Source organism: Streptomyces flavofungini, assembly GCF_030388665.1.
GTDB classification, from domain to species: domain Bacteria; phylum Actinomycetota; class Actinomycetes; order Streptomycetales; family Streptomycetaceae; genus Streptomyces; species Streptomyces flavofungini_A.
Genome location: NZ_CP128846.1, coordinates 1,802,898 through 1,816,295 on the forward strand (window position 1 = coordinate 1,802,898; position 13,398 = coordinate 1,816,295).

Sequence of the window (13,398 nt, forward strand, 5' to 3'; positions counted from 1 at the left end):
CCGGTGGGGGCGGAGCCGCCGGAGGACGAGCGGGACCCCACGTGGGAGGACGGGGCCGTCCCCGTACCGGAGTCGCCGCCTCCGGACTGGCCGCCCGCTTCCTCCTGGAGCGAGCTGCGGGCGGGCGGGCAGCACCCTCCGCACGAACCGCGGGGCGCGGGCGACGACGCCGCGGCCCGGCCCTGGCTCCCCCCGGAGAGCAGGCCCTCCCAGGACATGACGGACGCCCTCCGGTCCCGGTACGCCCTCCAGTCCCGGTACGCCCGGCGGCCCGCGCCCCCGCAGCCCCTCCGCGACGTCCTCGCCACCCTCTCCGCCAGCGGCATCGCCCTCTCCCGCGAGGAGTTGCTCGACGCCCTGTGGCTGGCGGACCGGCTGCCCTCGGACGCGTCCGCGCCGTTGGCGCGGGCGACCGGGCTCACACCGCCGCTTTCGCCCCCGGACGACCTCGACGCCCCGATCACCGGCCCACCACCCGCCGAAGCCGTCACCGACGCCGACCCGTGGGGCGAGGGCCGGGCCTCCGGGAGCCCCACCGCGGCGGCACAGCCTCCCGGGTACACGCCGCCGACCCGACGGCCGCCATCCGGCGCGGTCGCCCGTGGTCTGCCCGCCCCCGACGCCCGGCCCGCGGCCCGCGGCGCCACACCGCTGCACGCCGGTGCCGTTGCGCCACGCGTCTCCCCACGCGCCTCCCGCGCCCTGCCCGTCCGCACCCCCGGCACCACGGGGTTGGGCGCGGGCCAGCTCCAACTCGGGCGGGCACTGCGGCCGTTGAAGCAGAGCCGACCGGACCCGCGCCGGTGGGAGCTCGACGAGGCCGCGAGCGCCGACTCGGCCGCCGAGAGCGGGCTCGCGGACGCCGTCCTGCGCCCCGGCCGCGCGCGCTGGCTCGACCTGGCGCTGCTCGTGGACGACGGCGTGTCCATGCTGCTGTGGCAGCGGCTCGCCGCGGAGACCCGCCAACTGCTCGAACGCAGCGGCGCGTTCCGTACGGTACGGGTGCTCGGCCTCGACACCCGCGGCGCCGCCGCGCCCCTGCTGGGCCGCGCCTACAGCCCCGGCACGGCCGTCCTGTCCCCCGCCACCGTCGCCGACCCCGGCGGCAACACCCTGGTCCTCGTCGTCAGCGACGGCGTCGGCGCGGCCTGGCGCGACGGCCGGATGCGGACAGCCCTCAAGCAGTGGGCGAGGTGCGGCCCGACCGCCGTCCTGCACGCCCTGCCGGAGCACCTGTGGGACGGCTCCGGCCTGCGCGCCGAGCGCTGGCAGGTCACCACGCGGCGACGCGGCGCGCCCAACCTCACCTGGGACGTGGCCGATCCGGTGCTCCCGCCCGAACTCGCGTCGTTCGACGGCATCCCGGTGCCGGTGCTCGCGCCGGAGCCGGACGCGGTGGGGGCGTGGGCGACGCTGGTGGCGTCGCCGGGCACGAGCGCGGTGCTGCCGCTCCTGGCGGGGCCGGATCCGGGGGCGACGCCCGCGCTCCGCGCGCGCCCTTCCGCCGGGGATGCCGGGACCGTCGGGGCCGTGGGCGATGCCGGGCCCACCGGGGGTTCCGGGCCCACCGGAGCCGCCGGGGACGCCCAAGGCATCGCACATCCCGAATCCGCCGGGCGCGTCGAGCACACAGCGCACACCGAGCAGACCGGGTGGACCGGGCGGACCGGGCAGACCGAGCAGACCGGGCACACGGAAAGCTCCAACGCCGCCGCCCGAGCCGTCCTGCGCTTCCGTGCCGCCGCGTCCCCGCAGGCGTACCGCCTCGCCGCCCAACTGGCCGCGCTCGCGCCCCTTTCGGTGCCGGTGATGCGCCTGACGCAGGACGCGCTCGGCGCGGAGGTCACGACGGGGCACTTGGCGGAGGTCTTCCTCAGCGGGCTGATGCGCCGCACGGCGGACTCGGGCGGACTCGCGCCCCAGCACCGGACGTTCGACTTCACGGACGCGGCCCGCGGGCTGCTCCTGACCGCGGCCCCGGCACCGGACCTGGTACGGACGGGCCGGGCCGTGAGCCGACGCCTCGCCGAACTCGCGGGCCGTTCACCGGACTTCCCCTCCTGGATGGCGCATCCGGCGGGCACCGAGTGGGCCGACGCGGGGACGCGGCCGTTCGGGTGGGTGGACGAGCGGCTGCTGCGGCGGCTGGGGGTGGGCGGGTACCGGCCGCCGCTGTCCGGTGGTGACGGCGGCGCACGGAAGGCACCCCGTGCGCCGTCCGCCGCGGCCCCTTGGACCTCCCCGGACCCCGAAGTGCCCGCGTACGTCGACGAGCCCGGGTCGGACTGGCGCTCACTGACGTCGGGGAACCCGCGTCGGGCGGGCCCCTGGCAGCTGTTCGCCCGGCATCTCACGGCGCGTACGACGAGCGGTCTTTTCCTCGGCCGGTTCCTCGGCACGGGCAGCGTCGCTTCGGTGCGGCTGACCAGGCCCGGATCGGTCGCGAGGGGGTCACTGCCCCGCCAGGTGGCGGCGCTGCGCTCCCTGAACGGCAGGCACGCCCCGCTCCTGACAGCGGTCGACCCGGCCGACGAGCCCGCGTGGTTCGCGACCGGGGTGATCTGGGACGGCGACCGTCCCGCGCCCGACCTGACGCGCCGCACGAGCGCGTCGGGGCACTACGACGACCCTGTCGCGTTCGCCCGGCTCGGGCAGCAGTTGGCGGCCGCCCTCGCCGGGGCCCACGCGGCCGGGATCGCCCACGGCGACCTCGCGGCGGCGCGGGTCCTGGTCGCGGACGGCGAGGTGTTCGTGACGGGATGGTGCGTGGAGGAGCACCCGGACGGGTTCGCGCACGACATCAGCCAGTTGGCCTCGGTGCTGGCGTCGGTGATGGGTGAGGGCCTGCCGCTCGCGTTCCACGACCTGCTACGGCTGTGCGGCAGCCCGCTGATGCACCAGAGGCCGTCGGCGGCCGACGTCGCAGACCGGTTCGAGGAGTTCGCCCGAACCCACGCCCGGGGAGCCGTATTCGGCGCCACCATCGGCCACACGGCTTCGGGCGCCGAACTCGTGCTCGACCTCGACCGGATGGGCCCGCACGGTGGTCTCGAGGGACACGGCGAGGACAGGATCGCGGTCCTGGACGCGCTCGTCCTCGGCATCGCCGCCCACCGCTCCCCCGCCGATGTGCAGATCGTCCTGGTGGGCGACGACCCGACCCGGCTCCTGCGCCGACGGACGAGGAGCCTGCCCCACGTCGTGCTCACGTGCGACGCCGCGGGCACGGCCCGGGCACTGGGCATGGAGCTGAGGCGCCGCCAGGAGCTCGCCGACGAGGCACGGACCACGGGCACGCCGCTGCCCGCCCCGTCCCGCCTGGTCGTCGTCCTCGACCGCGACCACGACGAGGTGTCGGGCCTCCTGCCGGAGGGGCCACAGCCTGAACTCCGGGTACACATCGTGTCTCTGATGCGTCATCACACGCACGACGGCGCAGACTTCGTCATCGACTTCACCCACGGACGCCTGCTCCCCGGCCCGCCGTGTGACGGCGTCCTCCGGCACGCAGGCGAGGCCACCCCCTTCACCGTCCTGCCCGACCCGCCCCTGACTCCGTTCTCCGAGCCACCCCCGGCCACCACCCCCGTCGTCGATCCCACCCGCCAGGCCCAGCTCGTCGTGGAGCACCGCAACGCCGTGGCCGTCGGCCGCGCTGGCCGCCCCGAGCACGCGCTCGCGGACCTGCTGCGCGTCGCCGAGAGCCAGCGCCTGCTGCTCGGCCCCGACCATCCGGAAACCCTCGACAGCACCTACGAACTGGCGATCCTGTACACGATGTCGGGCCGTTACGACGATGCTCTCAGCCTCTGCGCGGACACCGCGGAGCGCCGGGCGCGCGCCCTCGGCCCGCGGGACGTCCACACTCTCGTCGCCCACCAGCAGTGCGCGTTCCTCCTCGGCCGCATCGGCCGTCACGGGGAGTCGTACTCCGCCTATCGCGCCGTCCTGTCGTCCTGGAACACCACCGTCGGCCCGTACCACCCCGGCACGCTCCTGTGCCGCCACAACCTGGCCGTCGCCCTGATCATGCTCGGCCGCCACCAGGAGGCGGCCGAGGAGGCCCGTGCCGCGTACGCCGGCCGCGCCCTCGTGCACGGCCCCGACCACCCCGACACCCTCGCCAGCGGCCACGAACTCGCCGTCGCCCTGCGGGGGGCGGGGCGCGACGCCGAGGCCTGCGCCGTGGCGGTGGACGTGCACCTGGCGCGAGAGCACGTGCTCGGTCCCCAGCACCCGGACACCCTGGCCACCGGGGGCCTGCTCACGCCGCCGAAGCGCCCCGGCGGGTGATCGACCTGGCGCTACGCTTCCCGGTGTGACCACTCTCGACTACGCCACGTACATCGCGAGCCTCCCCCGCGTGCTCGCCGGAGCCGCCAGCGTCATCCGCGACCGCGCCGGGCGCGTCCTGCTCGTGGAGCCCAACTACCGCGAGGGCTGGGCCCTTCCCGGCGGCACCGTCGAGTCGGACGACGGCGAGAGCCCGCGCCAGGGCGCGCGCCGCGAGACCGTCGAGGAGATCGGCCTGGACATCGCGCCCGGCGGGCTGCTCGCCGTGGACTGGGTGCCGGGCACGCCCGACCGGCCTCCGCTGGTGGCCTTCCTGTACGACGGCGGGGTGCTCGCCGACGACCGGTTCGAGGCGATCCGGCTCCAGGAGGAGGAACTGCTCTCGTGGCGCCTCGCCACCCGCGAGGAGCTGCCGACGTACCTCCCGGGACCGCTCGCGGGCCGGGTCCTCGCCGCGCTCGACGCGCTCGACGCGGGGACGGGTGCGGTGGAGCTGGAGAACGGGCGCCGGGTCGGCTGACCCGGCCCCGTTCCGCCTCCCCCGGACTCCCGCGGGCCCCGTCAGAACAGGACCGACCCGTTCTCGGAGGCTCCGCTCTCGAAGGCGAGGAGGCGCTGCTTGCGGTCGAGGCCGCCGCCGTAGCCGGTGAGGCCGCCGTTCGCGCCGATGACGCGGTGGCAGGGGACGATGACGCCGATGGGGTTCTTGCCGTTGGCCAGGCCGACGGCGCGGGAGGCGGCGGGGTTGCCGAGCTCCGCGGCGAGTTCGCCGTAGGTGCGGGTCTCGCCGTAGGGGATCTCCTGGAGAAGCTGCCACACCGAGCGCTGGAACGGGGTGCCGTCCAGGCGCAGCGGCAGGTCGAACTCCTTCAACTCGGCGGCGAAGTAGGCCTGAAGCTGCTCCGTGGCCGGGCCGAAGGGGGCGGGGTCGCGGTCGCCGAAGGTCTCCTCGGCGGGGCGGTGGCGCTGCTCGGTCATGTAGAGACCGCTGAGGGTGCCGTCGGTGGCGACGAGGGTGAGCGGCCCGTAGGGGCTGTCGACGACGATGTGCTGTCGGTGCATGTCACGTCCCGTTCGGGAGGTAGTTGATGGCGTGGTCCTCGGTGGCCCACAGGTACTGGACGGCGTAGGCGCGCCAGGGGCGCCAGGCGGCGGCGCGCGCGGTGAGGGCGGCGGGGGTGTGCGGCAGGCCGAGTGCCTGGGCGGCGCGCCGGATGCCGAGGTCGGAGGGCAGGAAGGCGTCCGGGTCGCCGAGGGCGCGCATCGCGATGACCTCCGTGGTCCAGGGGCCGAAGCCGGGCAGGGCGGCGAGCTGGGCGCGGGCGCGCTCCCAGTCGTTCTCGACGCCCAGCTGGAGGGTGCCGTCGGCGAGGTGGCGCACCAGCGTCATCAGGGTGGCGCGGCGGCTGCGGGGCAGCGCGAGCGACTCCGGGTCGAGGTCGGCGAGGGCCTCCGGCGCGGGGAAGAGGTGGGTGAGGCCGCCCTCGGGGTCGTCGACGGCCTCGCCGTGGGCGGTGACGAGGCGGGCGGCGTGGGTGCGGGCGGCGGCCGTGGAGACCTGCTGGCCGAGGACGGCGCGGACGGCGAACTCGGCCTCGTCCACGGTGCGCGGCACCCGCCGCCCCGGCGCCTTCGCGACGAGCGGGGCGAGCAGCGGGTCGTCGGCCAGTTGGCCGTCGACGGCGACGGGGTCGGCGTCCAGGTCGAGCAGGCGACGGCAGCGGCTGATGGCGAGGGTCAGGTCGCGCGGGTCGGTGAGGGCGAGGCGGCAGCCGATGTGGTCGGGGTGCGGGGTGAGGCCCACGATGCCGTGTCCGTAGGGCAGGCGCAGGGTGCGGCGGTAGGCGCCGTCGCGCCACTCCTCCACGCCGGGCACGGCGGTGGCGACGAGGTGGCCGAAGAGGTTGTCGGGGTGGAGGGGGGCGCGGAAGGGGAGGCGGAGGGAGATGGTGGCGGGGGCGCCGGGAACGGTGTCAGGGGCAGGACCGCGAGCACCACCGCCGGCACCAGCACCAGCACCAGCACCAGCACCAGCACCGCCACTGAAACCGGCGCCAAGGGTCACGCGCCTGCCCCCGGACCGCTTCGCCGCCCGGGCCCGGAGCTCCCCGGGGGCGAGCGCGAAGACCTCGCGGACGGTGTCGTTGAACGTACGGATCGAGGAGAAGCCCGCGCCGAAGGCGATCTGGGCCATGGGCAGGGCGGTGGTCTCGATGAGCAGGCGGGCGGTCTGGGCGCGCTGGGCGCGGGCGAGGGCGAGGGGGCCCGCGCCGAGTTCGGCGAGGAGCTGTCGCTCGACCTGGCGGGTGCTGTAGCCGAGGCGGGTGGCGAGGCCGGGGACGCCCTCGCGGTCGACGACGCCGTCACCGATGAGCCGCATGGCGCGGGCGACGAGGTCGGCCCGCTGGTTCCACTCGGGCGAGCCGGGGCTGCTGTCGGGGCGGCAGCGCTTGCAGGCCCGGAACCCGGCCTGCTGGCAGGCGGCGGCGCTCGGGTAGAAGCTCATGTTCTCGGGCTTGGGCGGCACGACCGGGCAGCTGGGACGGCAGTAGATGCGCGTCGTCAGGACCGCGGTGAAGAACCACCCGTCGAACCGGGCGTCCTTGGACTGCACGGCCCGCACACAGCGCTCGAAGTCCCCGTACGTCCCTGGGGGCGCGGCGGCTCGGACGGCGGCGAGGGGGGCGGCGGGGTGCTGCGCGGCCGCCGGGCCCGGACGGTCGGCGTTCCGGACTCCGACGGGGCCGGGGTGGTCGGCGCCCTGGGCTCCGTCCGGGCCGGAGCAGTCAGGCCCCTCGGTCCCACCCGGGCCGGAGCAGTCGGCCTTCTCGGCCCCGGCCGCGCCGGGACGCCCCGTGCCGGCCGCCCCCGTCACCGCGCGCGTGCCGGGGGCGGCCGGGCCCTCGGGCGGGTCGGCTGCTGGTGCGGGGGCGGTGGCCTCGAGGGCTCGGGATGCGGTGGGCGTCACGGGCGGCATGGCTCAAGCATCGGACATCCCCCGGGCCCGGGGCTGGCGAGAATCCGACATCAACCTCGTGCGGCCAGGGCCTCATCGAACGCCCGGTACGCGACCTCGTCGAACAGGACGAACCGCACCTCGTCCAGGTCCCGCGCGACCGCCCCCGCTCCCTCCGGGCCCGCCGCCAGGGCGCCCCGCACGGCGTCCACTGCGATCCGTGCCGCGTCGTCCAGCGGCCACCGGTACACCCCCGTCGAGATCGCGGGGAAGGCGACCGTGCGGGCTCCCAGGCCGGCCGCGACCCGCAGGGACTCCCGGTAGCAGGAGGCGAGGAGGTCCGAGCGGTCCTCGGTGGGCGACCACACGGGGCCGACGGTGTGGATGACGTGGTGGGCGTCCAGGCGGCCGGCCGTCGTCGCCACGGCCTGGCCGGTCGGCAGGCCCTTGCCGTAGTGCGAGGCCCGCAGGCGGCGGCAGTCGGCGAGGATGTCGGGGCCGCCGCGCCGGTGGATGGCGCCGTCGACGCCTCCGCCGCCGAGCAGCGAGGAGTTCGCCGCGTTCACGAGGGCGTCGGCGCGCTGGCGGGTGATGTCGCCCCGGACAAGGGTGATGCGGGCGCTCACGCGGGCTCCCGCAGCCGCTTCCAGACGGCCTTGGCCGCGTTGTGGCCGGACATGCCGTGCACACCGGGTCCCGGCGGGGTCGCCGACGAGCAGATGAAGACGGCGGGGTGCCGGGTCCGGTACGGGTACGCGGTGAGCCGGGGCCGCAGCAGGAGCTGGAGTCCGCTGGCGGCGCCGCAGGCGATGTCGCCGCCGACGTAGTTGGCGTTGCGGGTGGCGAGCTGCGGCGGGCCCGCGGTGGCGCGGGCGAGGACGCGGTCGCGGAAGCCGGGGGCGAAGCGTTCCAGCTGCCGCTCGATGGCGTCGGTGAGGTCGCCCTGCCAGCCGTTGGGGACGTGCCCGTACGCCCAGAAGACCTGCTTGCCCGCGGGCGCCCGGGACGAGTCGACGACGCCGGGCTGCACGGTGATCAGGAACGGCGCGTCCGGCGCCCGGCCCTCGCGGGACGCGGCCCGCAGCGCGGCGCCGATCTCGCGGCTGCTCGCGCCGACCTGGACGGTGCCCGCGACGCGTGCCTCGGGCGCGGTCCACGGCACAGGCCCGTCGAGCGCGTAGTCGATCTTGAAGGCGGCGGCGCCGTACCGGAAGTCGTCGTAGTAGCGCCCGAGCCCGGCGATGCGGGCGAGCGCGGCGGGCGAGGTGTCGAAGACGTACGCGCGGGCGGGCGGCAGGTCGTCGAGCCGCTTGACCTCGTAGTCGGTGTGGATGATGCCGCCGAGGTCGGTGAGGTACGCGGCGAGCGCGTCCGAGATGGACTGCGAGCCGCCGCGGGCCAGCGGCCAGCCGCGGGCGTGCGCGGCGAGCGCGAAGACCATGCCGACGCCGCCCGTGGCGAGGCCGCCGAGCGGCGCGATGACGTGGGCGACGAGCCCGGAGAACAGGGCCCGCGCGGGCTCGTCCCGAAAGCGCCGCATCAGCCACGTCGACGGCGGCAGGCCCACGAGCCCGAACCGGGCGAGCAGCGCCGGGTCGCGGGGCAGCGCGGTCAGCGGCAGCGACATGAAGTCCCGCAGCAGGGTGTCCCAGTGGGGCAGGAAGGGCTCGACGAGCCTGCGGTACGCCCCCGCGTCGCGCGGCCCGAAGGAGGCGGCGGTCTCGGCGACGGAGCGCGCGAGCACGGCGGCGCGGCCGTCGAGGAGGGGGTGGGCCATGGGCAGTTCGGGCTGGAGCCACGCGAGGCCGTACCGCTCCAGGGGCATGGCGCGGAACGCGGGTGAGTTGATGCCGAGGGGGTGCGCCGCCGAGCACGGGTCGTGCCGGAAGCCGGGGAGGGTCAGCTCCTCGGTGCGGGCGCCGCCGCCGACGGTGCCGCGGGCCTCGAAGACGGCCACGGAGAAGCCGCGGCGGGCCAGCTCCACGGCAGCGGTCAGACCGTTCGGTCCCGCCCCCACGACGACGGCATCGAGCATCGACGGCACCTTCGGACTCCTTCGTCAGCCGATGGCCAGTGCCGCCCAGGATATGCCGGACCACGGACGCTCCCCGGGCCCCGGCGCCCTCCGGCAGCACGCAGGTCCACCACGCCGCCGCGTCCGGCCACGGCCGCGGCACCGGTCGACCTGCCCGATCGCCCGCGGCCCGGACCGCGCCGGACCGCGCGGTCGCGTCCCCCGTCAGACCCGGCTCGCGAGCACCGCCGCCACCCGCAGGGCCGTGGCCTCGTCGCGGGCCGCCGTGAACGGCAGGGCGTTGCCGCCGGTGATGGCGAAGGGCACGCCGTCGCGGGTGCGGTGGGCGCCGCCCGCCTCCTCCACCAGGAGCAGGCCCGCGGCGTGGTCCCAGGCCAGCTCCCAGCTGAAGGCGACGGCGTCGAGGGCGCCGCGGGCGATGGCGAGATACTCCAGGCCCGCCGAGCCGCAGGGGCGCGCGGCGAAGCCCTCGGCGGTGAGGCCGAGCAGGGCGCGCTTCTGGTCGTCGGTGGTGAAGTCCGGGTGGGACGTGGCCACCGTCAGGGGGCGGCCGGGCTCGGGGGAACCGGCGCGCAGGGGCGTGCCGTTGAGCGTGGCGCCCTTGCCGCGGACCGCCGTCGCGAACTCGTCGAGCGCGGGTGCGTACGTCCACGAGGCCAGGACGACGCCGTCGAGGGCGAGCGCGACGAGCGTGCAGAAACCGGGGTCTCCGTGGACGAACTGGCGTGTCCCGTCGACGGGATCGACGATCCAGACCGGTGCTTGGCCCGCTATCGCGTCGTACCTCGCCGGGTCGGCGTGCACCGCCTCCTCGCCGACGACGACCGAGCCGGGCAGCAGGGCCGTCAGCTCTCGGGTCAGGTGCTCCTCCGCCAGCCGGTCGGCGACGGTCACCAGGTCGTGCGGGCCGCTCTTCTGGACGACGTCGTCCTCGGCGAGCTGCCGGAACCTCGGGGTGATCTCCGCGGCCGCGGCCTCGCGGACCACGCGCTCCACGTCAGCGCTCTGTCGTGCGAGAAAGTCGTCGATGCTTTCCTTGATTGCCTGTGTTTCGATCATGCCTCCATGAGAGCACGTACCACTGACAACGCGGACTCCCGGGGTGAACAGAGGGTGGAATCGGGATGAAAGGGAGACCCTGGGGCGGCCCCCGAGTGAGCAAGCCCTTGGCGCCTTCCGAACGCCGCCCGGGAATGCCAAGCGGCCTCACCGTCCGACCGCGTACCCCTGCATCCCCCGCGGATTCGCCGCCGCCGAGAGCACTCCGGTCCGCGGGTCCCGCGCCACCGCGCACAGCCGCCCCTCCGTCCAGGGCCCGCCCACGGTCACGTCGTGGCCGCGGCGCCGCAGCTCCGCGACGACCTCCGGGTCCGTGCGGGACTCGACGACGAGGCTGCCCGGCCGCATCCCGCGCGGGTAGAACGACTCGGGGAAGGACTCGGTGTGCCAGTTCGGGGCGTCGACGGCGCCTTGCAGGTCGAGCCCGCCGCGTACCGGCAGGCGCAGCACCACCGACAGGAAGAAGTGCACCTGCCACTGGTCCTGCTGGTCGCCGCCCGGCGTGCCGAAGGCCATGACGGGCACGCCGTCCTTGAGGGCGAGCGAGGGCGTCAGCGTCGTGCGGGGGCGGCGGCCCGGGGTGAGGGAGTTGGGCAGGCCCTCCTCCAGCCAGGCCATCTGCAGCCGGGTGCCGAGGGGGAAGCCGAGCTCGGGCACGACGGGGTTGGACTGGAGCCAGCCGCCGGACGGCGTCGCCGCGACCATGTTCCCCCAGCGGTCGACGACGTCCAGGTGGCAGGTGTCACCCCGGGTCCCGCCGTCCCGCGCCACGGTCGGCTCCCCCGCGCCCACCGCGACCTCGCGCGCACCGGCCCCGGAGGCGACGGCCCGCGCGTGCGCGGACAGCCTCGGCTCGCGTCCGCCGGGGCGTCCGGGCCGCAGCTCGCGGGAGGCCAGGTCGCCGATGAGTTCCCGGCGCCGGGCGTTGTAGGCGGGCGAGAGGAGTTCGGCGACCGGCACCTCGGCGGCGTCGCCGTACCAGGCCTCCCGGTCCGCCATGGCGAGCTTGCAGCCCTCGACGAGCAGATGCGTGTACGCGGCCGAGCCGTACGCGGGCAATTCGGCGGGAAGCAGGGCGAGTTGCTGGAGGAAGGCGGGACCCTGGCTCCAGGGGCCCGCCTTGCAGAGGGTCCAGCCGTTCCAGTCGTGGGTGACCGGGTCCTCGTACGTGGCCGACCAGCCGGCGAGGTCGGCGGCCGTGAGGGTGCCGGTGTGGTGCGTGCCGCTGGTGTCCAGGGTGGGGCGCGCGGACTGGCGGAGCAGGGCCTCGGCGATGAATCCGGTGCGCCACACCTCGCGGGCGGCGTCGATCTGCGCGTCGCGGTCGGTGCCGCCCGCGGCCTCGGCCTCGGCGACGAGCCGCCGCCAGGTGGCGGCGAGGCGCGGGTTGCGCAGGAGTTCGCCGGGGGCGGGCGGGGCACCGCCCGGCAGGTAGACCTCGGCCGACGACGTCCACGCGGTCTCGAAGAGTTCCCGTACGGCGGCGACGGTCTCCGTGACGCCTTCCACGGGCGGGTGCCCGTCCTCGGCGTACCCGATGGCGTATGTCAGGACCTCGGCGAGGGACTTGGTGCCGTGGTCGCGCAGCAGCAGCATCCACGCGTCGAAGGCGCCCGGGACGGCGGCGGCGAGCGGCCCGGTGCCGGGCACGAGGTCGAGGCCGAGGGTGTCCCGGTAGTGGCTGACGCTCGCGCCCGCGGGCGCGACGCCCTGGCCGCACAGGACGCGCACGTCGCCGCCCGCCGGGGCGAGGATGATCGGCACCTCGCCCGCGGGCCCGTTCAGGTGCGGCTCGACCACATGCAGCACGAAGCCCGCCGCGACGGCGGCGTCGTAGGCGTTGCCGCCGTCCTCCAGGACGGCCATCGCGGACTGCGAGGCGAGCCAGTGGGTGGACGACACCATGCCGAAGGTGCCCTGGAGCGTGGGGCGCGTCGTGAACATGCCCGCAGGTTAGGCCCTGTCGATCCGGTGCCGCCCGGCGGCTCCCGCGCCTGCCGTCCCGCCCGCCTCCGGCGCCCCGGCGGGGGCGGGGATCAGGCCGTAGGTCTGCGCCCGCAGGACGGTGGTGACCCGGTCCCGGGTGCCGAGCTTCCGGTAGATGCTCTGGATGTGCTTCTGCACGGTGTGCACCGAGATGCCGAGGCGGCGGCCGATGACCGCGGCGGTGAGGGCGTCGGCGAGCAGACCGAGGACGGTCAGTTCGCGCGGCGTGAGGTCACCGCCGGGCACGGGCTCGTCGGCGCCCTGTGGGGCGGTCCTGTCCTCGGCGGCGGATGCGGCGGCCCGCTCCTCCGACGCGGCCGCAGCGCGCCAGCGGCTGAGGAGTTCCGCCTGTTCGTCGACGCTCGCGAGCAGGGGCTGGATGCGGCGCGCGTACGCGAGGTGGGCGTCGGTGAAGTCCGCCCCGGAGCGGCAGATGAGGAAGCAGCGGCGCGGCCCCGAGGTCTCGGGCAGCGGAAGGACCAGGAGGTGGTCCGTGCCGAGGCGGTTCCGCAGCAGCCGTGCCGTCTCGCTGTCGTGCCACTCCCGTTCGCCGAGGATGTCCGCGGCGGTGCGCGGCGCCCGGTCGCCGGACGCGGCGTAGTGGTCCGCGAAGGGGCAGCTGAGGCGGATGCGCTCCCTGAGGTGATCGTCGAGACGGTGGCCGGCGGCTCCGTCCGCGGCCCAGGAACGGACCGGGCCCCCGCCGCCCGTCCGTTCCGCCCGGGTCAGGAACAGGAACTCACCGCCGCAGGCGTTCAATAACTCCGAGACCACCGGCGGCCACAGCCGCCCGGGATCCGGTTCCCGCAGCGCCTCGATCGCCAGGTCGAGCATGCGCTGATAGTGACGCACGGATATAGCGGACATAACCAACACAGCGTCTCCCCGTAATTTTTATTGCGCCCTTAACGCATTCCTTGCGTGTCGATACGCACTTTTACCCATACCACTTGGCGCCTAAGGTGAGCGAGTCTGGAGCTGCCCCACTCGTGCTGGACACACGTATCCGGCCCGCCGAACGGGCCAACCATGGTGCAGCGAACGGGAAGAGCCACCCCCCACCAGCGAA

Annotated in this window: 9 protein-coding genes; 2 read left to right on the forward strand and 7 right to left on the reverse strand. The window is 75.7% G+C overall.

What is annotated here, in order from left to right:
• The first annotated feature begins 3 nt into the window (after positions 1–3).
• Together QUY26_RS07030 and QUY26_RS07035 are read left to right on the forward strand one after the other, a co-directional pair.
• The gene (locus tag QUY26_RS07030) at positions 4–4,293 is read left to right on the forward strand and encodes an SAV_2336 N-terminal domain-related protein (protein WP_289944253.1); all 4,290 of its coding nucleotides are present in this window, start codon (positions 4–6) and stop codon (positions 4,291–4,293) included.
• A gap of 25 nt (positions 4,294–4,318) precedes the next feature.
• Entirely contained in the window at positions 4,319–4,813 is a 495-nt protein-coding gene (locus QUY26_RS07035; protein ID WP_289944254.1) for an NUDIX domain-containing protein, read from the forward strand.
• A gap of 41 nt (positions 4,814–4,854) precedes the next feature.
• On the opposite strand, the gene QUY26_RS07040 is transcribed toward QUY26_RS07035, so the two are convergent.
• The 7 genes from QUY26_RS07040 to QUY26_RS07070 form a co-directional block, all read right to left on the reverse strand.
• Entirely contained in the window at positions 4,855–5,355 is a 501-nt protein-coding gene (locus tag QUY26_RS07040) for a methylated-DNA--[protein]-cysteine S-methyltransferase (RefSeq protein WP_289944255.1), read from the reverse strand.
• A gap of 1 nt (position 5,356) precedes the next feature.
• Positions 5,357–7,270: an AlkA N-terminal domain-containing protein gene (locus QUY26_RS07045; protein WP_289944256.1), complete on the reverse strand. Its 1,914-nt coding sequence runs from the start codon at positions 7,268–7,270 to the stop codon at positions 5,357–5,359.
• A 50-nt stretch (positions 7,271–7,320) separates the two neighbouring features.
• Positions 7,321–7,875 (reverse strand): O-acetyl-ADP-ribose deacetylase, encoded by a 555-nt coding sequence (locus tag QUY26_RS07050; RefSeq protein WP_289944257.1) that lies wholly within the window; start codon positions 7,873–7,875, stop codon positions 7,321–7,323.
• Positions 7,872–9,284 (reverse strand): phytoene desaturase family protein, encoded by a 1,413-nt coding sequence (locus tag QUY26_RS07055; protein WP_289955547.1) that lies wholly within the window; start codon positions 9,282–9,284, stop codon positions 7,872–7,874. The genes QUY26_RS07050 and QUY26_RS07055 overlap by 4 nt, the downstream gene beginning before the upstream one ends.
• 204 nt (positions 9,285–9,488) lie before the next feature.
• Complete coding sequence (locus QUY26_RS07060) at positions 9,489–10,343, reverse strand: inositol monophosphatase family protein (RefSeq protein WP_289944258.1); 855 nt, start codon at positions 10,341–10,343, stop codon at positions 9,489–9,491.
• Between the two features lie 147 nt (positions 10,344–10,490).
• On the reverse strand, positions 10,491–12,287 hold the full coding sequence (locus QUY26_RS07065; RefSeq protein ID WP_289944259.1) for a gamma-glutamyltransferase family protein: 1,797 nt from the start codon (positions 12,285–12,287) through the stop codon (positions 10,491–10,493).
• A 9-nt stretch (positions 12,288–12,296) separates the two neighbouring features.
• On the reverse strand, positions 12,297–13,181 hold the full coding sequence (locus QUY26_RS07070) for a helix-turn-helix transcriptional regulator (protein ID WP_289944260.1): 885 nt from the start codon (positions 13,179–13,181) through the stop codon (positions 12,297–12,299).
• Positions 13,182–13,398: the final 217 nt, after the last annotated feature.

Bases quoted from the DNA above. Each gene is read 5' to 3' on its own strand.
- QUY26_RS07055 (WP_289955547.1), bottom strand. From the start codon at position 9,284: ATGCTCGATGCCGTCGTCGTGGGGGCGGGACCGAACGGTCTGACCGCT.
- QUY26_RS07065 (WP_289944259.1), bottom strand. From the start codon at position 12,287: ATGTTCACGACGCGCCCCACGCTCCAGGGCACCTTCGGCATGGTGTCG.
- QUY26_RS07045 (WP_289944256.1), bottom strand. From the start codon at position 7,270: ATGCCGCCCGTGACGCCCACCGCATCCCGAGCCCTCGAGGCCACCGCC.
- QUY26_RS07040 (WP_289944255.1), bottom strand. From the start codon at position 5,355: ATGCACCGACAGCACATCGTCGTCGACAGCCCCTACGGGCCGCTCACC.
- QUY26_RS07060 (WP_289944258.1), bottom strand. From the start codon at position 10,343: ATGATCGAAACACAGGCAATCAAGGAAAGCATCGACGACTTTCTCGCA.